20 protein-coding genes, 1 tRNA gene and 2 pseudogenes are annotated in these 20,598 nt (G+C 55.9%); 11 read left to right on the top strand and 12 right to left on the bottom strand.

What is annotated here, in order from left to right; all coding sequences use genetic code 11:
• Positions 1 to 68: 68 nt before the first annotated feature.
• Positions 69 to 311, bottom strand: coding sequence for a hypothetical protein (locus tag ASD36_RS15465; RefSeq protein ID WP_060511035.1), 243 nt, complete (start codon positions 309 to 311; stop codon positions 69 to 71).
• A 537-nt stretch (positions 312 to 848) separates the two neighbouring features.
• Positions 849 to 938 (bottom strand) — tRNA-Ser (locus ASD36_RS15460).
• Between the two features lie 706 nt (positions 939 to 1,644).
• On the opposite strand from ASD36_RS15460, the gene ASD36_RS15455 reads away from it, so the two are divergent.
• From ASD36_RS15455 to ASD36_RS15425, 7 genes are all read left to right on the top strand, one after another.
• Positions 1,645 to 2,679, top strand: coding sequence for a septal ring lytic transglycosylase RlpA family protein (locus ASD36_RS15455; protein ID WP_060505633.1), 1,035 nt, complete (start codon positions 1,645 to 1,647; stop codon positions 2,677 to 2,679).
• A 68-nt stretch (positions 2,680 to 2,747) separates the two neighbouring features.
• Complete coding sequence (locus ASD36_RS15450; protein WP_060505415.1) at positions 2,748 to 3,902, top strand: D-alanyl-D-alanine carboxypeptidase family protein; 1,155 nt, start codon at positions 2,748 to 2,750, stop codon at positions 3,900 to 3,902.
• A 124-nt stretch (positions 3,903 to 4,026) separates the two neighbouring features.
• Positions 4,027 to 4,725: a dTMP kinase gene (gene tmk, locus ASD36_RS15445; RefSeq protein ID WP_060505416.1), complete on the top strand. Its 699-nt coding sequence runs from the start codon at positions 4,027 to 4,029 to the stop codon at positions 4,723 to 4,725.
• Entirely contained in the window at positions 4,722 to 5,765 is a 1,044-nt protein-coding gene (locus ASD36_RS15440) for a DNA polymerase III subunit delta' (RefSeq protein WP_060505417.1), read from the top strand. Before tmk ends, ASD36_RS15440 begins: the two co-directional genes overlap by 4 nt.
• A 122-nt stretch (positions 5,766 to 5,887) precedes the next feature.
• Positions 5,888 to 7,438: a methionine--tRNA ligase gene (gene metG / locus ASD36_RS15435; protein WP_060505418.1), complete on the top strand. Its 1,551-nt coding sequence runs from the start codon at positions 5,888 to 5,890 to the stop codon at positions 7,436 to 7,438.
• 12 nt (positions 7,439 to 7,450) lie between these two features.
• Complete coding sequence (locus ASD36_RS15430; RefSeq protein WP_060505419.1) at positions 7,451 to 8,230, top strand: TatD family hydrolase; 780 nt, start codon at positions 7,451 to 7,453, stop codon at positions 8,228 to 8,230.
• A gap of 1 nt (position 8,231) precedes the next feature.
• The gene (locus ASD36_RS15425) at positions 8,232 to 9,068 is read left to right on the top strand and encodes an MBL fold metallo-hydrolase (RefSeq protein ID WP_060505420.1); all 837 of its coding nucleotides are present in this window, start codon (positions 8,232 to 8,234) and stop codon (positions 9,066 to 9,068) included.
• Between the two features lie 10 nt (positions 9,069 to 9,078).
• Here ASD36_RS15425 and ASD36_RS15420 read toward each other — a convergent pair whose 3' ends face one another.
• Positions 9,079 to 10,023 carry a phosphoribosylaminoimidazolesuccinocarboxamide synthase gene (locus tag ASD36_RS15420; RefSeq protein WP_060505634.1) on the bottom strand — a complete coding sequence of 315 codons (945 nt, stop codon included), beginning with the start codon at positions 10,021 to 10,023 and terminating at the stop codon, positions 9,079 to 9,081.
• Between the two features lie 241 nt (positions 10,024 to 10,264).
• Here ASD36_RS15420 and ASD36_RS15415 point away from each other — a divergent pair.
• A pseudogene (locus ASD36_RS15415) lies at positions 10,265 to 10,693 on the top strand (ISNCY family transposase); the annotation flags it as partial.
• A gap of 1,463 nt (positions 10,694 to 12,156) precedes the next feature.
• Complete coding sequence (locus ASD36_RS15405; RefSeq protein ID WP_060505424.1) at positions 12,157 to 12,375, top strand: hypothetical protein; 219 nt, start codon at positions 12,157 to 12,159, stop codon at positions 12,373 to 12,375.
• Positions 12,376 to 12,837: 462 nt separating this feature from the next.
• On the opposite strand, the gene ASD36_RS15400 is transcribed toward ASD36_RS15405, so the two are convergent.
• Entirely contained in the window at positions 12,838 to 14,757 is a 1,920-nt protein-coding gene (locus tag ASD36_RS15400; protein WP_156393867.1) for a hypothetical protein, read from the bottom strand.
• Between the two features lie 621 nt (positions 14,758 to 15,378).
• On the opposite strand from ASD36_RS15400, the gene ASD36_RS15395 reads away from it, so the two are divergent.
• Complete coding sequence (locus ASD36_RS15395) at positions 15,379 to 15,570, top strand: hypothetical protein (protein WP_060505426.1); 192 nt, start codon at positions 15,379 to 15,381, stop codon at positions 15,568 to 15,570.
• 90 nt (positions 15,571 to 15,660) lie between these two features.
• On the opposite strand, the gene ASD36_RS31780 is transcribed toward ASD36_RS15395, so the two are convergent.
• The 4 genes from ASD36_RS31780 to ASD36_RS15380 all read right to left on the bottom strand — a co-directional run bounded on the left by ASD36_RS31780 (position 15,661) and on the right by ASD36_RS15380 (position 18,277).
• Positions 15,661 to 16,275 (bottom strand): hypothetical protein, encoded by a 615-nt coding sequence (locus ASD36_RS31780; protein ID WP_347360134.1) that lies wholly within the window; start codon positions 16,273 to 16,275, stop codon positions 15,661 to 15,663.
• A 39-nt stretch (positions 16,276 to 16,314) separates the two neighbouring features.
• Positions 16,315 to 16,929 carry a hypothetical protein gene (locus ASD36_RS31775; RefSeq protein ID WP_347360133.1) on the bottom strand — a complete coding sequence of 205 codons (615 nt, stop codon included), beginning with the start codon at positions 16,927 to 16,929 and terminating at the stop codon, positions 16,315 to 16,317.
• Between the two features lie 72 nt (positions 16,930 to 17,001).
• Positions 17,002 to 17,844 carry a hypothetical protein gene (locus ASD36_RS15385; protein WP_060505428.1) on the bottom strand — a complete coding sequence of 281 codons (843 nt, stop codon included), beginning with the start codon at positions 17,842 to 17,844 and terminating at the stop codon, positions 17,002 to 17,004.
• Between the two features lie 76 nt (positions 17,845 to 17,920).
• The gene (locus ASD36_RS15380; protein WP_060511031.1) at positions 17,921 to 18,277 is read right to left on the bottom strand and encodes a hypothetical protein; all 357 of its coding nucleotides are present in this window, start codon (positions 18,275 to 18,277) and stop codon (positions 17,921 to 17,923) included.
• Positions 18,278 to 18,370: 93 nt separating this feature from the next.
• Here ASD36_RS15380 and ASD36_RS15375 point away from each other — a divergent pair, with 93 nt between their 5' ends.
• On the top strand, positions 18,371 to 18,922 hold the full coding sequence (locus ASD36_RS15375) for a hypothetical protein (RefSeq protein ID WP_060505430.1): 552 nt from the start codon (positions 18,371 to 18,373) through the stop codon (positions 18,920 to 18,922).
• An 8-nt stretch (positions 18,923 to 18,930) separates the two neighbouring features.
• On the opposite strand, the gene ASD36_RS15370 is transcribed toward ASD36_RS15375, so the two are convergent.
• The 4 genes and pseudogenes from ASD36_RS15370 to terL all read right to left on the bottom strand — a co-directional run bounded on the left by ASD36_RS15370 (position 18,931) and on the right by terL (position 20,579).
• Positions 18,931 to 19,425 carry a DnaT-like ssDNA-binding protein gene (locus ASD36_RS15370; RefSeq protein ID WP_060505431.1) on the bottom strand — a complete coding sequence of 165 codons (495 nt, stop codon included), beginning with the start codon at positions 19,423 to 19,425 and terminating at the stop codon, positions 18,931 to 18,933.
• Positions 19,426 to 19,569: 144 nt separating this feature from the next.
• Positions 19,570 to 19,866 (bottom strand): hypothetical protein, encoded by a 297-nt coding sequence (locus ASD36_RS15365; protein ID WP_060505432.1) that lies wholly within the window; start codon positions 19,864 to 19,866, stop codon positions 19,570 to 19,572.
• A gap of 2 nt (positions 19,867 to 19,868) precedes the next feature.
• Positions 19,869 to 19,952 (bottom strand): annotated as a pseudogene (locus ASD36_RS30175) (major capsid family protein); the annotation flags it as partial.
• A gap of 78 nt (positions 19,953 to 20,030) precedes the next feature.
• Positions 20,031 to 20,579, bottom strand: a complete 549-nt coding sequence (gene terL, locus ASD36_RS31485; protein ID WP_347360132.1) for a phage terminase large subunit — start codon at positions 20,577 to 20,579, stop codon at positions 20,031 to 20,033.
• Between the last annotated feature and the right edge of the window lie 19 nt (positions 20,580 to 20,598).

Here is a 20,598-nt window from a genome sequence, read left to right as displayed (position 1 = left end):
GTCCGTGTGCTGATCGTCGTAGTGCCAGATTACGCTGTCTGCTGTTTCCTGCATGTCAGGATCCTTCCTCATACTGCTGCTACCGTGAACGAGTTCAATGCCCGGAGTCCGCGCTGCTGGACATCGCGAGCGACGGCTTGCGCGGTGTTCGGAATGCGAGTGCGTTGGACGAGACGCTGCGCACCGTCTTTCCGGTTCCGAATGAAGACTTCTGCGCGGTAGAAGAGAGTGCCCGCTCGGTCTCGATGCATCGTTTCGATGACAACGACGTCGAATGCGAGGCCGCGAACAGTGGTGGTTTTCTTCTCCATCCGGGAGTCTCCTAAAGCCTTGAAAACAAGAACTTTATAGCAGATTCCAGGAGTCGAGCCCAGGACGCGCGGATATCATTTCCGGGTCGTCGATCGGATGGCGATCGGAAGGTTAACTGTGATTCAGAACGGCACGGCGGCAGGCAGGGGTTGACGGTGGGAGGGGCGGCATAGGCTTTTCGCCCGCCTTGCCCGAACGGGGCATGGCGGTGACCGCAGGTCAAGAACAGCCGCCCCTCCCGCTGTCACCGAGCGAGAAGGTTCCGCGACTAATCGGGAAGCCCGGTCGCCGTAAGGCGATCGGATCGAGACAAGCGGCTCGATCTGAAGGGGTGGAGATTCGTCGTGGAATAGAGCGAGGGGAACCCCTGCCGGGAGGTTTTCAGCGATGTTGCGGTCCTGCAACAAGAATCAGGCCCCTGTGCAACAGGAATGCAGTTGCAGCATTGTTGCAGCTAATTGTTGACACTGTTGCAGCTTGCCCCAATTTGGAGCGCTTCTTGTCGACAAAAATTGCCAAAGCTTTTCATAGGCTTGTGGCGGAAGAGGTGGGATTCGAACCCACGGTACGGTTTCCCGCACGCCGGTTTTCAAGACCGGTTCCTTAAACCACTCGGACACTCTTCCTGATAACGGGCATGAATGTGATGCCGTTTTGGCCGGGCGGTGGTTTTCCCGAGCAAACTTTTGACATCAGCCTGTCACGGCTCGCTTTATAGCTTGCCGATTGCGAACGTCAACCGGTCCTGTGGCAGGCCGTAGCTGGTGGCGGTGCAATTGAAAGGTGTCGCTGACGCGCGTTGCGGCTGTGCAACAAAACAACCGCTGTCCGGTTCGTCACACCGTGTTTAGATTGTGTGGACATGCGATGTTGATGAGCCGTGATAGGATGCACCGGGTTTTCTCGGCCGTGTCAGAAGCCCATGCCGCCCGCGATACGCCCGATACCTCCACGCAGGACGTGGCCGCAATTTACCGTCAGCCTCAGTATTTTCCACATTTATTCGCAACGCCGGCAGCGCCATAATCGATATTCGTTATCATAATATCGAATATGTCTGCTAGGAGAACGTATTCGTCTGATTTTACTCTCCTATCACCTGTGCTTTCGGTCGCCTTTCGACAGATCTCGATAATATCTGGGCTGGACCTCCATTAACTATTCATAAACCATAAATTCAATTGTTTCATTCCGGCACGGTTAACCGTTCGCATTTTCGCCACGTTGTTGTCATGATTAATCGACTGTTACATTTCGTGACGCCGGTATTTTCGCGGGGGCAAGCGCGGGAAAATGCTGCGTACGAGTTTTGCGAATGGCGATGTGGGGCACATGACTTCCAATCTGACTGCGGCTTTTTTCTTCAAGGGATTGCGGGTTGCCGCCATTCCCATGCTTTGCGTCGGGTTGACCGCGTGCGGATCGACCGGAGGCATCAAAAAAGACAAGCCGCGCAGCAAGGAATATTTTGCCGAGTCGATCTATGGCGTGAAGGCCAGTCCGCGCGTTGTTGGCGAGGGGAAGGCTGTTCCCAAGGGCGGCGGCCGCTACCAGGTCGGTAAGGCCTATCAGGTCAAGGGTAAATGGTACCAGCCGAAAGAGGATTTCGGTTACAATAAGACCGGTATGTCTTCGTGGTACGGGTCCGCCTTTCACGGCCGCTTGACCGCGAACGGCGAGGTTTACGACAAGTATCACCTGTCGGCTGCGCATCCGACATTCCCGCTGCCGAGCTATGCCCGCGTTACCAATCTCGAAAACGGCACGTCTGTCGTGGTCCGGGTCAATGATCGCGGTCCTTATGAATACGGGCGCATCATCGACGTTTCGTCAAAAACCGCCGACTTCCTCGACATGAAGCGCAAGGGTAGCGCCCAGGTTCGCGTCCAGTATATCGGCAAGGCGCCGCTCGAAGGCAACGATATGCCCTATCTGATGGCTTCCTACGTCAAGAAGGGCGATCGCACTCCGAACGCATTCCCAGAAGGCCAGATCGCCACGGGCGTGATGGTCGCTTCGAATGAGCCGCTGCGCAAACAGGCCGGCAATCTCGGAACCCTGACCATTCCGGCCAAATCGAACCTGGAGATGGGAGTGCCGGTGACCGCGCTTGCCGAAACCGCAATTCCGCGCCCATCGCCGGCCGGGCTCGACGCATTCGCGATGCTGCCGGAGATCGGCCCGATCCCGCGCGAGCGCCCAGACTATATTCCGATGCCCGCTGGCAACATGGCCTATGCGGCGGCCTACGTCGAAGCGCGTGTCAGCGATTCCGAAACGGCTTTCGATGCCATTCTCGTTGACCAAAACCCGCTGACGCCGAATTCGATTGTCGAATATGCCAAGCGCAAGAGTGTCACGCGCTAATCCCGATCCTTCGTGATTGATCACCGGTGGACCGGCTGCTATTGCCGGAGAAGGCGCCGGAGTTTGGAATGCATACACGACTGGTCTCGGTTCTCTTTTCTCTTGTCTTGATTGTCTGCGCTCCGTCGGTGGCGCAGGCGCAGGCTTTCGAAACCAAGGCGAAGCAGGTCTACCTGATCGATGCCGAAACAGGCACGGTTCTGTTCGCCAAGGATGAAAACGCCGTCGTCCCACCGGCATCACTTGCCAAGCTGATGACCATGGAAGTCGTCTTCGACGCAATCCGAAAGAACGAGCTGACGCTCGATACCGAATTCCCCGTTTCCGAGCATGCCTGGCGAACCGGCGGCGCGCCGTCGGGAACGTCGACTATGTTTGCCGCGCTGAAATCACGTGTTCGTGTTGTCGACCTGATCCAGGGTGTGACCGTCCAGCTCGCCAACGACGCCTGCATCATTCTCGCCGAAGGCATGACCGGCAGCGAGGAAGCCTTTGCCAAGCGCATGACAGACCGCGCCCGGGAACTCGGGCTGACCGGTTCGGTCTTCCGCAACGCCACCGGTCTGCCGGATCCTCAGAACAAGACAACGATGCGCGACATGGCGCTGCTGGCGCAGCACATTCAGGCCAATTATCCCGACTTGTTCAAATATTACTCCCAAACGGAATTCCAGTGGAACAAGATCCTTCAGCGTAACCGCACGCCGCTGATCTCGGCCAATATCGGTGTCGACGGATTTGTCACCGGATTTGCCGAAGGGTTCGGCTTTGGCATGGTCGCCACGATGCAGAAGGACACAAGACGCGTGTTTCTGGCGCTGGGTGGCCTTGCGACCGACAAGGAGCGCGTCGAGGAAACGCGTAAGATCCTCGACTGGTCGATGACGGCATTTGAAAGAAAGAGGCTGTTCGAGGCCGGAGATAGCGTCGGTGAGGCGAGCGTCTATGGCGGTGCGGTGTCGCATGTTCAACTCGTCACGGCCACGGCTGTCGATGTGCTTGTGCCAGTCAATAATCCGGAGCGGCTTTCGGCTAAGGTGATCTACCGCTGGCCGCTGGCGATGCCGGTCGAGGCTGGCAAGCAGGCAGGTACGCTGAGAATCTGGAGCGGTGAACGGCTCCTGCGTGAGGTGCCGGTCGAGACCAATGCTGCGGTAGGGCAGGGATCGCTCTCCACTAGGGCCTTGGATGCACTACAGGAGCTGTTGTTCTTCTGGCTCTGATGAAATGACGCCGCAAGCGGTTTCGCGGCCGGGCACAATCAGTTAAACAGGCCCTGTGCCCGGCACAGATAGGACGCCCGCGCTGTGCGGGCGTTCCATTGAAAATAATATACGGGATCGAGCAGTGTCAGTCGGAACAGGCGTGTTTGTTACATTCGAAGGCGGCGAGGGCGCTGGAAAATCCACCCAGATTCGCCTGCTTGCCGATTCCTTGCGCGAGCGTGGCTATAGTGTCCTGACGACGCGCGAGCCTGGCGGTTCGCCGGGGGCGGAAGCCGTTCGGCACGTGCTTTTATCCGGTGCAGCCCAGGAGTTCGGCGTGCGCATGGAGGCAATCCTGTTTGCCGCTGCGCGCAGCGATCACGTCGAAGAAGTGATCCGGCCGGCACTGTTGAAAGGCACGGTCGTCATCTGCGACCGGTTCATGGATTCTTCGCGCGTCTACCAGGGCGTCACCGGCAATCTGGAGCCTGGCTTTATCGAAGCTCTGGAGCGCGTGGCAATCAATGGCGTGGTGCCCGATTGCACGATCGTTTTCGACCTGCCGGCCGCCCTTGGTCTTGAGCGGGTGCGCCGGAGGGCCGGGGCCGCGGAGGTCCTGACGGGCCAGGAAGTCGAACTCGACCGCTTCGAGAAAGAAGAACTCGAGACCCATGAAAAGCGCCGTGAGGCCTTTCTCGATATCGCCAGTGCCGACCCCAGGCGTTGCCACGTGGTCGATGCCTCTGCCTCGGCCAGCGACATTGCAGCCCATGTGCTTTCGATCATCGAGCCGATGTTGCCTGGATCGGGTAATGGACCGGATACGGAAGCGGCCCAATGAGCACAGACAGGTTCGACGTTCTCGACGGCGCCATCTCCCCGGCTGAAAACACGCGGCTTTTCGGCCATCGGGAGGCCGGGCATTTTCTGGCACAAAGCTACCGGTCGGGGAAAGGGCATCACGCCATCCTGATCGAAGGGCCTGAAGGCATCGGCAAGGCGACGCTTGCCTTCCGCTTCGCCAATCACGTGCTCACCCATCCCGATCCGGCGCAAGCTCCAGCGGAGCTTGCCGATCCTGATCCGGACTCGATCGCCAGCCGACAGATCGCCTCCGGTGCGTCGCACAACCTTCTGCACCTGACGCGGCCCGTTGACGAGAAAACCGGCAAGGTCAAGAGCGCTATTACGGTGGATGAGGTGCGCCGGGCTGGTAAATTCTTCTCGCAGACGTCGGGTACGGGCAACTGGCGGATCGTCATCGTCGATCCGGCCGATGACCTCAATCGTAACGCCGCTAACGCGATCCTGAAAATCCTCGAGGAACCGCCGAAGCGCTCGTTGTTCCTGGTCTTGACCCATGCACCGGGTAAGCTTTTGCCGACAATCCGGTCGCGTTGCCTACCGTTGCAGCTAAAGCCGCTGGCGCCAGAGGCCATGCGCAACGCGATGAACAATCTCGGCTTCGATCTTTCCGGGCCGGATGGACAAAAGGTGCTGGCATCGGCCGACGGCAGCGTTTCAGAAGCGCTGAAGCTGATCAACTATGGCGGCCTCGACATCATGGCGACGTTCGAGGCGATCATCGCGGGCCAGGAGCCGGGTATCCGCAAGGATATGCACAAACTTGCCGACGTGCTGGCTGGAAAGGACAGTGAAACAATTTTCGCGTTCTTCCTGGCGCTGGTGACAGGGCACTTGATGGGGGAGGCACGCCGCGCCGCGCTCTCTGGCGATCTCGACAGGGCGGACCGGTTTGCACGTTTGTCGAGCAGCATTAACGAGCGGATTGCCGTGGCGCAGGCTTACAATCTCGATCGCAAGCAAACGGTTTTATCGATTCTGGACGACGTGAAAGCAGCATCGCGCACGATGGCCTGAGTTTCCATTGTATTTCGTTGCGGCATCACATTGCTGCTTTTCTAGGCGTGCACTGTTTCATCCCGCCATTGGATGCGCTAATAGCCAGACACCCAAGATCAGACACAGGCCGAAACCCGATCATGACCGACACGTCCCCATTCTACATCACCACCGCGATCTCCTATCCGAACGGCAAGCCGCATATCGGCCATGCCTATGAGTTGATCGCGACCGATGCGGTGGCCCGCTACCAGCGGCTGGACGGGCGCGACGTCTTCTTCCTGACGGGAACCGACGAACACGGCCAGAAGATGCAGCAGACGGCCCGCAAGGAAGGCATCACCCCGCAGGAACTGGCCGACCGCAACTCGGCCGAATTCCAGAACATGGCCGTTCTGCTGAATGCCTCCAACGACGATTTCATCCGCACGACCGAACCGCGTCATCACGAGGCTGTCCAGAATATCTGGAACCGCATGGGCGAGGCGGGCGATCTCTACAAGGACAGCTATTCCGGCTGGTATTCGGTGCGTGACGAGGCCTATTACCAGGAGGGTGAAACCGAAGTGCGCGCCGATGGCGTACGCTACGGGCCACAGGGAACGCCGGTGGAGTGGGTGGAGGAGGCCAGCTATTTCTTCAAGCTCTCTGCCTATCAGGACAGGCTGTTAAAGCACTACGAAGAAAATCCGGACTTCATCGGCCCGGCCGAGCGCCGCAACGAGGTGATTTCCTTCGTCAAGTCCGGCCTGCGTGATCTGTCCATGTCGCGCACGACCTTCGATTGGGGTATTCCGGTTCCCAACGACCCGAGCCATGTCATGTATGTCTGGGTCGATGCCCTGACCAACTATATTACCGCGACCGGATATCTCACCGATCCGCAAGACCCGCGCGCCAAATACTGGCCGGCCAACATCCACATGATCGGCAAGGACATCATCCGCTTCCACGCCGTCTACTGGCCCGCCTTCCTGATGTCGGCCGGCCTGCCTTTGCCGAAGAAGGTCTTTGCCCACGGCTTCCTGCTCAACAAGGGCGAGAAGATGTCGAAGTCGCTCGGCAACGTCGTCGATCCGGTCAATCTGGTCGAGCATTTTGGTCTCGACCCGATCCGCTATTTCTTCCTGCGCGAAGTCTCCTTCGGCCAGGACGGCAGCTATAGCGAGGAGGGGATTGCCACCCGCATTAACTCCGACCTCGCCAACGGTATCGGCAACCTCGCCAGCCGGTCGCTGTCGATGATCGTCAAGAATTGCGACGGGCAGATCCCTGTGTGCGGGCCGCTCACCGATGAAGACAAGGCGATGCTGGCGGCGGCCGATGCGCTGCATGCCTCGACCCGCGACGACATGAATGCGCTGATGATCCACCGGGCACTGGCCTCGATCATCGCCGTCGTCTCCGAGGCCGATCGTTACTTTGCCGGTCAGGAGCCGTGGGCACTGAAAAAAACCGATCCGGCCCGCATGGGAACCGTGCTTTACGTGACTGCGGAAGTCGTGCGCCAGATCGCCATCCTTCTGCAGCCGATCATGCCGGAATCGGCCGGAAAGTTGCTCGATCTCGTGGCTGTGCCTGCGGATAACCGCAGTTTCGCCTCGCTCGGCCAAGCCGGACGCCTCACCGCCGGAACGGTGCTGGAAGCACCGAAGCCTGTGTTCCCGCGCTATGTTCCGCCGGAAGTTTGAGGACATCCAGCGATGCTGATCGATACCCATTGTCACCTGGATTTTCCGGACTTTGACGCCGAGCGTGACGCGATCATCGAGCGGGCGCGTGCGGTCGGCGTTGAGCAGATGATCACCATCTCGACGCGCGTGAAGAAGTTTGATACGATCTTGGCCATTGCCGAAAACTATGCCAACGTCTTCTGTTCCGTCGGTACGCATCCGCACAATGCCGATGAGGAACTGGATATAGAGACAGACGATCTGGTGCGGTTGTCGGCGCATCCGAAGGTCGTGGCGATCGGCGAAGCCGGGCTCGATTATTTCTACGATAATGCGCCGCGCGACGCCCAGGCGATCGGCCTGAGGCGCCATATCGCTGCCGCCCGGGAGACGCAGCTGCCGCTGGTCATCCATAGCCGTTCGGCTGACGATGACATGGCGGCGATCCTGACCGAGGAAACAGGGAAGGGGGCCTTCCCTTTTCTTCTCCATTGTTTCTCCTCCGGTCCTGAACTGGCCAAGGTCGGCGTCGATCTGGGCGGCTACATCTCCTTTTCGGGTATCCTGACGTTTCCGAAATCGGAAGAGCTGCGCGAAATTGCCAAGACTGTGCCGCATGACCGGATGATCGTCGAAACCGATGCGCCATATCTGGCGCCAAAACCGTTCCGGGGCAAGCGCAACGAGCCGGCCTATGTGGCGCATACCGCGCAGGTTCTGGCCGAGACGATCGGCGTTTCGACGCAAGAGATTGCCGCGATCACCACCGACAACGCGTTCCGCGTCTTTTCTAAAATGCCGAGACTGTGAGATGGCGGTGAGGCGGGTCTTCACCATTCTTGGCTGTGGTTCGTCTCCGGGCGTGCCGCGCATCAACGGCGATTGGGGTGCTTGTGACCCCGCCAATCCGAAAAACCGCCGCACCCGCGCCGCCTTGCTGATCGAACAGATAGGTGACGACGGCGGCACCACCACGGTCGTTATTGATACCGGCCCCGATTTTCGCGAGCAGATGATTGCGGCAAAGGTCAAGAATATCGACGCCGTCTTCTATTCACATCCGCATGCCGACCACATCCACGGCATCGACGATCTGCGCGGCTATGTCCAGTACACCGGCAGACGCATGCCGATCTGGGCCGATGCGCTGACCATGGAACGCATTCGCGAAGGGTTTCGCTACTGCCTGGAGACGCCGCAAGGCAGCGGCTATCCGCCGATCGTCGAACCAAAAATCATCGATCCATCGCTGGCGCCTGTGGCCATCAGCGGCGCAGGCGGCACGATCCTGTTCCAGCCGGTCCTTCAAAACCACGGCAGCATCATGTCGATGGGCTTTCGCATCGGCGATTTTGCCTATTGCAGCGATGTCAGCGATTTTCCGCCGGAGACCATCGGCAAGCTTGCCGGACTGGACACTCTGGTGATCGACACGCTGCAATACAAGTCCCATCCGAGCCATCTGTCGCTCGAGCAATCGCTCGGATGGATCGCGCGCTTTGCCCCCAGGCGTGCCGTGCTTACTCATATGCACACACCGCTCGACTACGAAACGGTGATGCGCGAGACGCCTGATCATATCGAGCCGGCCTATGACGGTATGCAAATTGCGTTCGATATCAGCGGCGAGGCCGGCGTCGCTTGCTAACCGGGATCGATCAGCTGAAATAAGGCTGCAGATTCTTCCGGATTCGATCGAGAACGGTGGCGCCGGATAGGTCGGCGATGAAACGCTTACCAGTGATCGTCTCATAGGCCTCGATATAGACTTTCGAGGTCTGCTCGACGAGATCGGCTGGAATTTCCGGGATCGGATCCTTGTAGGGATCGCAGCGTTCGGTCACCCAGGCGCGGACGAAATCCTTGTCAAAGCTCTTTGGCCGCGCGCCTGAAGCAAAGCTCTGCTGGTAACTCTCGGCAATCCAGTACCGGCTGCTGTCCGGCGTGTGGATCTCGTCGGCGAGAACGATACGGCCATCCTTGTCGGTGCCGAACTCGTACTTGGTATCGACGAGGATGAGGCCACGCTCGGCAGCACGTTCCTGGCCGCGGGCGAACAGCGCCAGCGCGTATCGCGAGACGGTTTCCCATTGTTCGGCCGTCAGCAGCTTTTGCGCGATGATTTCATCGGCAGAAAGCGGCTCGTCATGACCGCCGTCAAAGGCCTTGCTGGTTGGCGTGATGATCGGCTGCGGCAGTTTCTCGTTGTCCTTCAGGCCGTCTGGCAAACGGATACCGTACATCTCGCGCTCGCCGTTCCTGTATTTGGTGAGGATCGATGTGCTGGTCGTGCCAGCGAGATAGCCGCGCACGACGATCTCGACCGGCAGGATGTCGAGCCTCGTGCCGATGACGACATTCTGATCCGGATAGGACACCACATGGTTCGGACAAATGTCGGCGGTTTCCTCAAACCAGTACCGCGCTGTCTGGGTCAAGACCTGGCCCTTGAACGGAATTGCGGTGAGGATGACATCGAAAGCGCTCAGCCGGTCGGTGGCGATGATGATGCGATTACCATCAGGCAGATCGTAATTTTCGCGCACCTTGCCATTGTAGCGTCCTGGCAATTCAGGAATGAAAGCATCTGAAAGAATGCGCAAATCGCTCATCGGGCGGGGTCTTTCGCTAGCGGTGGAGACCGGTATCGCTTAAGCCTTGGGACCCGGTAAGGTCAAGGCAGCATAAGCCTGAAATACGAACATTGAGATCGCTCTTCATGCATATTAGTTCCATAATCTATCTTACGTGATCTTCTTTTGTAGCCGCAAAGTTAAAGTGTCCTGATCCCGCAAAGTAAGAATGTCACACTCCCCGGGGTTTTGATGACCTGGGCGATTGCGGATGGGATTGATTGCGATGAGTGAGCGTGATCTGCAGCGGATCAGGAAGACCTGTGCGGCGTCGATCCGGCACAAGACGATCGGCCGGCCGTCAAACAGCCGGATCGGCGATGGGGTTCGCGATTATGCTGTGGCTCTCATTCGAGAGCGCTATGCGGACTTTGGTCCAACCTTGGTGGCCGAGAAGCTTGCCGAGCGCGATGGGCTAACGGTGTCGCGCGAGACCTTGCGGCAATGGATGACGCAGGCCGACCTGTGGCTGTCGTGCAAGCAGCGACGGACGTTCCATCAGCCACGATTGCGGCGCGAGGCCTATGGCGAACTGGTGCAGATCGGTGACGAGCATCGTTGGTTTGAGGATCGCGGTGACCCCTGTTCATTGCTGGTGTTCATCGATGATGCGACTGGCAAGCTCTTGCATCTTCGCTTTGCTGGCTCGGAGAAGCGGTGTGCAACTTTACCCTTTGAGAGATTTTGTTTTTGCCATGCAACAGAACGAACCCGTCACCGGATCCGGTGACGGGTTCTAAATCGCCTCGCAATATAGGTCGTTGAAAAGTCGCTTAATACATAAAGTGGAAAACACTTCCGCAATCAACGCCGTTCCGGTTTCGGCCAAGGTAACAGCATTCATAAATTAGCCTGACCTTATTTAAATGTCCATTCACCATTGCCTAAAACATGAAAGGCGCCGTGATTGCGGCACGGCGCAGTGATGACATTGCGCCGTGCCGCAAATGTTCTCCGCCAATCCTTATCCAAAGGCTGTACGCCAAGCTCCTTATGTCGGAATTGTCTCTTCAAACGCCCGGGGGTACAAAACGGCGTTGGCCTTGAACGCCATAGGGGCATGGCAGTTTGGCATATCTCGTAGCGCCATGCCCCGCCCAAGCTCTTGCTGATACTGAAGATTGTCCTCGGCTGAAAAAGCCAAACCGAGGGAAACAACTGGCAGCACCGTGCGGATTTTCTACGCCTACATTGCGATATGCGCTGTTCTGAGTGGCTTCGCTCTTTGGAGCCTGTTCCTGCTCGTCTCGCCGCCGGAACAAGCTGCACGGCCAACAGCGGGATTTTCCAATTCGGATTCGGTCGGCAAGCCAAACAAAGGCGCGCGAAACTCGTGCGCGATCGGCGGCATATGCCCCTGAAGACTGACGCCGGGTCTGTTTGCGCCATCCGGCGAAGGGTAAGGTTCGGGAAAACGTCCCTTGATGAAGGACAGCCCGGATGTGATGGATCGAAGACAACCTCTCAATTGTGCCAGCTAGAGGTTAAAACTCAGTCCAACCTTGATGTCCTGGGTTTTTAGCTCGGTCGGCTTTCGAAAAAAAACTGCCAAATCCGAGTGTTGCATATCTGGCGTCACCAAAATCGGTATACCGGTACTCAATTCGGCTGTTGATCCGATCTGTGCGACGCCCATGCCGACTGTCGATCCCACCTGCACCTTGGAGCCCGCGACAACGGCCCTGTCCGGTCGTTGCCGCGATGATCGGATCAATGAGGCAAGGTTTGCAACTTCTTTGAAGTCGGTGGATCATATTTTGCCGACCGTCCAGGAGCATTCAAACCGGCCTGTTTGAAGATTTGATCATGACCACCAATCCCGAACCCTGCCCGGTCTGCGGGCAACCGAAATGAGCTATAACGATGCGCATATGATGGTTATAATTCGGCTCGGACAGCGCGAATCCTAGTCCGAATGGATGATGGTCACTCATCGTTCGACTTAAATGAATGTGGCAATGTTTCACCGCTTGCCGAAATATGCTATCCTGTTTCTACACATTGAGTACGCATCCCGCAGTGGACTGCCCCGTGGCCAGCGTCTTGCAGCGTCTGCTCACCCGTTGAACTCAAGTGCTGAAAAGCGCGGTGGAGGAGAATGCAATGCATTACAGCGTGCAGTTTTTCACCTGGACCCCTAAGCAGGGCGTCCATCAGGTCGGGTCGACTATTGAAATCGATGCGGTCAGTCCGAAACTGGCCGCCGTGTCGCTGCTGGGGCTACGGCTGGACGAGACCGGTGTAGCCAAGAAACTTGCGGTGCGCGTCTGGAATACGCCAGATGACAGCAAGGCCGATTGTGCCTGCTTCTATTATCATTAAAGCAAATTGCTGCCCTACCCCACGATAGGCTGCCATGGAGAGCGGATAGGCTTCCAGCCGTCTATTGTCAATTGACGTGTGCCTTGTCGCTAAAGAGCGGCGGGTATGTTTGTTCTAACTCTAGGCGGATCGCTATTCCGACGCCGCGCGATCCTTTGGGAACCAAAGAAAAGGCTGCGTTCTTCCTGATATAATTTCAAATCTGTGGGAGATTTGGAGGCCTCGCCCGGGGTCGAGCAAATCAGCAATTTCAATATCTTGCCGGCGGATATTGCCACACTTGGCAGAAATAATTTCCTTTGATAATCAAAAGCGACTGCCACACCCAGCCACACCCAAGAGTATGTTTAGGCTTTGCTTAATTCCTTGCCTGGCTGGGCATCTGGCCCGATTATCTCTGGTCTCATCTCCCCGTTGATATGTTGACCTGGGCGCCGAAGCGACGGGTGCAGCGGCAAGCCGCTACAGTTTTAAGCAGGCTTTTAGTTTTTTCTCGTAATCGGTCGAAGGCTCCGGCGTGTTTAAGCCGCATGCGAAAAGAATAAAGGGGTCAAGCCGCCTACCGTTTTGTAACCCCAACTTCGTTTCCAGCGTCTCCAGCTTCCCTAACATATCGAGCCCAGACCACAGATATTGAAGATACTGCGCGTTTACATGAACTCTAACCGCCGCGTTGGAAGCAAATTCGTTATATAGGCCGTATTTTTCAACGAGCTTTACAACATAATCGATGCTGTTGGGGCTTGAAGCTTCTGAGCACCCGCTCCGGAAGTAACGGGCTGCTGTTGCCTCTGACGTTGCTGCAAGCCGCGCATCATGCATGGCATAAGCCAGGCGATTGAGGGCAATTGACCTCGGCGTCGAAAAAACATCGTTGGCTAGAATAGGTAGATTGATAATTTCGGTTGCGATACCTGAACCTTCAAATGCCGGTCCTGTGTCAGCTCCATAGACCGTTAATATTTGGCCACTTGCTGCCCTTGCAAACTCCATCGCGTGACGAAGTTCGTGAAGTATAGTGCTGTAGTGTTCATATAGTGTGCGTGAAGTACCAATACCTATATTGATATTTCCAGGGTATGTTGTGGTAGAGTTGGACGAAGTTGTAACTTTAATACTTATTCCATGGTAAAAATTTTTTGGATTATTAGGATAATAGTTATAGTTTTTGGCCACCCAATCCTTTGTCTTTTCGAACATGTCGTTTATTTTATCGATATCTTCTTTGCGAATTTGCTCGTCGGGTTGATAGCCGCCGATCTCAACGACATCCTCCCTCCACGCAGCATCCCATTTATCCCGCAATGATTTACCGGAGTTTGCGTCAATAACTTCGAGCATCGCTGGGATTATATCCTTGTAGGCACCGAAAGCTGACGATTGCCGCAGCGCCTCCTTTATTGTCTGCCGATCTTGCAAGCTGAAATCTGCAGGATCGGGAAAGACGAGATCCAGGGCGGTGGAGGCGGAGTCGCGAAACTGAAGGGTTCGATCCGCGATGTATTCGCCAACTTTCTCATTATAAGATTCCAATGACGAGCTTTGATCATTGTTAAATTGCTGATCGGCCGAAAATGCTGTCCAAACCAGCTCGCGATCACCCTCTGTATAAATTGTGCATTTCTTTTTTGAGTCCGGTGATGCCTCTATTCGTTCTATCCACCAATTTTTAAATAATATCATAGCTTTAGCGGTGTCGTTGACTGCAGGGTCTCCCACCAACTTTGCAACAAATGAAGGGTTCGTCACATTGCAATATTTTTTTGCTGAGTTCCATGTACCGACATCTTGCCATTTGAGCGGCATGTTGTTTAGAAATATTGCGTTCGCATCTAGTAATACCTCATCATCATTCTGGTATATCTCTGGACGCTTTTGCTCTAGCTGATACCCTCCGAGAATATCATAGTTCCGGATCATCAATTGGCAGGCGCTGTCATTGTCAGCCCCTCCCCAGCTATCCCCAGTAAATGCGCCTGCTGAATAGGCGCGCATTTTGTAAAGAGCTTCTTCTCTGAAATGAATCTCAGTGGGACTGAGATCGTCATTTGCCAAGCCTCGCAATTCATCTGCAACTTTGAGGGAATAATCTTTAATGTCCGCGTAGGACTTTCTCTCGGGAAGTCTAATTGAGCCAAAAGGTGACGTACCGTCCCAGTCAAGGTTCTCAACTGCGCCGCGGGGGTATCGTAGTGTCGCTCGCTTCGCGGCATACTCTGCGAGGTATGCTTTTTTCAAAGCTTGCCCGAGGTCCTGATTTTTTATCGTTGAGAGCGGGTTTGAAGCACCCGCCGCGGAGGTGAATCTGGCCAGAAAGCGATTGATGTTCAAGTTCATCGCAGCCGTAGGGCATCGCAGCAGGTTTTTTTCTTTCGAGGCCAAGCACTTGCGTCCCATTCGGAACTAAAGTGCGATAGTCGGGTTTCAGCAAGTACTGAAAGTTGAGATTGCGTTTGCTTCGGCAGATCATCCCATCGAGTATCGATGGGCAAAGGCTTCAGTAGTTTAGAAATTATCGTCCCGTCGGAAGCTGGTGTTGGATGCAGTTTTTTGTATTGACAGTCTTGCGATGCGAATGTTGGTGAAGCAAGCAGAACGACTGATACTGCGGTTACAAGGACTGTAAATGTACGCATGGCTCCCCCTCCTTCTGGATATTAGCATCTAGTATCTACGCAAGGGCGAACAGGTTGCAACGTTTTTCGTTGCGACACGCAATGGTTTGTTCTCGTTTGAACCGGCGCCTACGAACCCAGCAATCGCGGGAGTGGTGAGAGAGACATGACGGACTATGTAGGCCTTGCGCTGTCATCATCCTTATGATCGCCGCCCTAGCTGCGATTCTGGTTTCCCTAGCCATGCAAACCGTACAACTTTTCGGATGGGGTTGACTCTCTTTATGTTGAGAACATAATGAGAACTCTTGCGTCGGATGCGGAACGCCGATCTGAAAATCCATGCACGTTTGATCCATTGCTCGGGCACTGTGGAAGAGGGAAAGCTATGCCTACCATCAGCGCCGCAGCGCACGATATCCAATATCCTGGCCAAGTTGACGATATTGCCGCCGCCCTCGCCTTCCACCATGGTGACGTGCGTGCCACCGGAGCCTTGCTGGCAGATATCAAGTTTCTGAAGGAACAGCTGGCCATCACTCAGGTTGGGATGAGCATAGGCTTCGCCCCGTACTCTTGATGGCCTGCGTAAGCGGCCGTGTAGCCGAAATACAGGTCGTCTTCTAACGAGGCACCCGCAATGACCGCCTCGATGATCCCGAAATCGAACTTATAGGTTCGGCCCTCGACCGGCTTGGCACCAGAATGGATGCTCGGCATTGTTGCCGTCGAGGCCATCAGCGATTGCTGCAAAAAACCTGCCGCGAACGGCATCCGTCCACCTTCGATGTCGAGGGGCTGCATTTCCTTCACCCACATCGGCGGCGTTCTGGTTCCGCACGGCCTCGATGGCTTCCGGTAACTTTCCCGCGAAGTTGGCAACGGCGGCTGCAAATGACAGCGCAGCCATTAGGCAGCTCGTGCCCGATAACGGCGCAGGCCAGCCGCAATATAGTCGATGTCGTATTCCAACCCGGCACTTGCAGCCGATCTTGTGCCTTGCCGGCGCCTTCGGATCGTGAGGATACATCAGCATCGTTCCGTCTGGTGCTACGAATGGGATGTCGAGCGGTACGGCATTCTGTGTGGCCATCTGAACATGCTGCATACGTGGGTGTTCAGAGCCCGAATGCTTCCACTTCTTTGTCACATCTTGAGCGGTGATCTTCCCCGCCTCGATCTGTTGTCGGATCGCGTTGTCGCGCACGGAAAATAGGGCGGTGCGCGTTTCCTCAAGCCTGATCATCTCGCCGCGGAGCAACAGGTTTTTGTCGGACAGGCGCATGACGATCTTGCGCGCAATTTCCGCGTCGACAGCTTCCCCTCACGAATGGCTCTGGCCACAGTTCGGTCGAACCGCTTTAAGGTCAACGTACTTGCTCATGGCCACCGGATCGCCGGACAAGAGGTTTTCCTTTGCTCTGGCGATGAATTCCACCTGTCGGCTCGTAAGGCCGATATAGCCGCCTTCCCGTCTACCGGTGATCCGGTTGAGCGTGCCGACAACGTCCAATGCCGTTTTCGTTGGGTTCTGGCCCTTGGACAGCCCCGCCTCGAAGCCCATGCGAAGGGCCTCCCGTTGATCATCAGTAATATTGGAGACCAGAGTAGCCGATTGCTCGCGGATAAGTCGCTCGGCTTCTGAGTTTCGCACTCCGAACTGGAAGAGTACCCGCATTCCGTCCGGTGAGATCAAGAAAGGCAGGCTCTGCGCCATGTTGATGCCGCCGGCGTTGAACGCTTCTCGAAGGGACAGTTCCAACGCCGCGAAAGCCTCTGGCTCAAACTGTAGGGCAGCCACCGTGCTGGCAATATCGCCGCGCTCCAATCGGTCTGCGATCGCCTTGAGCACGATGGAGGATTTGGTCGTCTCGATGGCTTCGCGAAACGCTGCGGCAACCTTTGGCTCATACTGGGCAAGAAGCTTGTCAAAGGTCATAATTCCCTACCTGTCATGAAAAAAAAGCCCGCCGAAGCGAGCCGTTTGTAGGTTTCAACTTCGGTATTCCAACTACGCTGGAAGCAGGTAATTGCACACAATCTCGGGCCGCCCACTTGTTTTTACGGTGGCTGCCTTTGTAGCACGATACACAGCGAGATAGTTTTGGAGGGCAGGTACGGCAAGCATTTCCGGACGAGATAGTTGCTGCTCGACAAATCCTGAAACGGTGTTGCCGCAATCCCAAGATCCGTACTTAAGTTCAGCCAATGAAATTTCTAGCAGTACTCCGAGCGGAGCCAATGCATAATCCGCGCGACCCGTATTATATCTCTTCCATGCCACGGTAAGAGCATTCCTGTAATGCTCACGAGCTTTCAAAATTCCAGTAATTCCATCCCGCCCCAATGTATTAGCGGCTAATCCGATGTAAACCTCTTGAGGCTCAAGGTTCTCTCTGTCCGCAGCGACAAGAGCTGACTTATAAAATCTCTGACCATCGTCAAATTTACCAATCACAGTAGCCATTTGAGCCAATGTTAAATTCTCAAGATAACTAGACCCATTAAGCACATAGTCAGGATATCGGCCAATCTTATCGAGCTGATAACTAATTTGTACCTGGCTGATTGTCGTCATCATGATGCCCGATTGGCCGCCAATGGACGATTGAGACTGCGCGAACTCCTTATAAACACGTGTCATTTCGCCTATGGCAACTTTTAGGCCCTCTTCCATTTCTAACTGACTGCTGAAATATGCACGCCATAGTTCACTTGGAAACGTCCAGGAAACGGAAATTATCAATGCTAAAACACCGCAAACATTCGCAGTGCCGTTCCATGTGGCCTTAATACGTTCCTTTACGCTGGCCTTTGCAGTCAGGCCCTTGTCATCTGCACCATTGTTTTCCATTGCGCCCCCGCACCAAATTTGATGGATGGACCAATAGATACGCAATTTCCCGCATTACGCGAGTGTTTGCTGGAAATTATATTCGACCCTGAGCAACGAAGAGGACGTTGGTCACGCCGTCGAAATTGTAGGGATCGATGTTCACGATCTGGTAACCTTTGCCCCCGACCGTCGCGATGTCGTCAACCTGGGGCGTGATCGCTAGCCCAACCGCTGAGATGTAGATTTGCACGTCGCCGGTCTTGATCAGTGTCCCGTCGATGTTTCTGGCTTCGTATGCCATCGGCACCAGCGTGGCCGGATACGCTGTTTCCAACGGATCGCCGCCGTTCACCTGGTCTGGTGGGACAATGCGCGTCACGGTGCCTTGCAGGCCAAACTTTTCGATGAGCCGAGCTGCTGTGTCTCGCGCTTTCGAATAGTTGAATTTCATCGCGTACCTCTCCGGTAGTATTAGGTTGGGCTAAAATATAGCAGCAACGATTGGCTGCACTGTGGTATGCTCTCCGTAACCAGGGAGGGAACGATGAAACTGTCGACTTCTGTACTCACTGCTATAGTGCTTGTTCTCCAGCCCACGCTTGCTATGGCCGGGGAGCAATTTGCGACGGTTGAAGCAAGTACCTTGTCGAATAATCAGATTGTCACGGGGTCGCTCTACTCCAGTGAAATCGATAAGGCGCAAGACGGAACCTATGTCGTTCACGGGTATATGGTTGGTTCAGGGCGCACCATGGAGGTGGAAGCTCGGATCCCTGAAGGAGGAATAGAGGTCCCGAAACAAGGCCTGACAGTAAATGGTGCGTCGCTCACCCAGCTCCATTCCTATGAATTCAATACTTTGCAAACGAGAATTACAAAGAGCTTTTACAAGGTGGATGGTGCTGCATCTGGGGCAATCACAGTTACCGATGACCCTCTACCCATTATCGGTTGGCTTGTTATCGCGGGCGTTACGATGATACTTGTTCCGGCTGTCGTTTGCTTGGAGCAGGAAAACAAAAAACTGCTGATTAAGGTAGGGCTCAACTCAGACAACCGTCCCGAGGCCGGGCTTGAGTGTGTGCCTGCAACGTAAAGCGGTCATCAGACCACCAGCATCCCCGGCAGGATCGGGATGAGGAACGGCCAGAGCAGCCCCTCGATGGTGGTGACGACCGGCGTTGCCATGGCGACGAGATCGGCAATGTTCGTCGACGAAGATACCGAATACTCGACCTCAAGCTGCCCGATCTTCTCGCGCTTCACCGTTGCGGATCCGGTCACAACCGGCGACAGGCTGCCCGGGTTGGTCAATTCGAGGAAAGCCGCCTCATAGCTGGCGTTGACTATGGCAACCGGGATTTCACCGGTCGGGATCGCTTCGCCATAAAAGGTGGAAGCTCCTGTCCTTCCCCATGCCCGTTCCTGCTCGTACCCACCGGTGCGCGTGCCAGAGAAGAACCGCTCATACCGATCGATCACCAGCGAACCGCGCTGACAGGCCGCCGTGATGTCTGCCTCTTGGGTGCCATCGGGAATGACATAGCCGGCAGCCTCGGCATAGGCGGTAAGGCCTGCATTGTCGCCATATCCAGCCATGTCTCATCCTTGCACTGTATATTAGGTAATTACAAATCATTGAAAGGCAAAGTTCTCGGGCATGGAACTACCGGCAGATGAGTTTTGAGTACTGCCGGGACTTGAGGGCTCGCCAACCTTCTCTTTCAAGCGAGCCCTCTTCTTTCAGGCCAGCTTTGCGTCGATCAGTTCTTTCAGCTTCTCAGTGCTGATGTTCTTCGGATATTCCAACCCAAGTTCGGCTGCCTGCTTCTTGAGATCGTCCCGCTCCGAGAGCTTCGGATCGTCGTCTTCAACGCCGGTCACGATGAGATGTTCGGCGTTGATCCAAGCAACGACGACGGGATGATCCCTCACGGTATCCCAATCGGCCTGCTCAACATCGAGCGAGGACTTCCCGGCAATGACCGGGCCGCCGGGGATGCCAAAGCCGCCCGGCCGGGTGTTTTCGAGTTTGACCATGATCAGATCCCATCCAGATAGCGAACGGCACCCGGGCGGCGGATTTCGACGCCGCCGAGACGGAAGATGCCAGGCACCTCGAACTTCAACAAGCGGCGCTCCGCCTGTAGGTGCTCGCATTCAGCAGCGCGTTGAATGCGCGGCTCGTGCTGTCAGCGTCGTCGTCATGCTTGGCTTCCGGAAAGCACTTCTAGTGCCGCGAACCACGCGTTGTTCCAGGGAGCGCGCAAGATCACCACGTTCCCCGCTTCCGCCTGAGCGGAGAACGGGCTGAACCGCGTGATCTTGTCTCCTGATTCCGGAGTTGCTCGTACATTAAAGCCGGAAAGCATCTTCGTCAGGTTGGTGACCTGCGACTTGCCTGCCTGCCCCGGGTCCTGTGGCAGCGATATCTGCGTTTCGATCCCGTCGGCGTCGGCCGTATTCTTTATCAGCCGCTCGACGCCGGACGGCGACAGGAAGTCCGTGACGTGATGGCCAACGATATAACTGCCGTCCGGCAACTTGCCGATCTTCGTGCCGGCCGTTGCGTCCGGATCATTCCCTTCGATTTTCGGCGTAGAAGCCAAGTCCCACCCGCGCATCCACCGGACACCAGCTGGCACCGTATCGACAACCCGGCACCATCCGCGCTGGAACAGCAGGCCAGCAGCGGGCCGAATTTTCCAGTTGCCGCCAAGGAGTCGTTCCCGCTCGACCGTGGGCAGCGCCATGAGGCTGGCAAGGTAGCTT

The sequence above is a fragment of the Rhizobium sp. Root1334 genome, assembly GCF_001426665.1.
GTDB lineage: Bacteria > Pseudomonadota > Alphaproteobacteria > Rhizobiales > Rhizobiaceae > Pararhizobium.
Note: the sequence above shows the minus strand (reverse complement) of the source record. Positions and strands in the feature narration are given on the sequence as shown.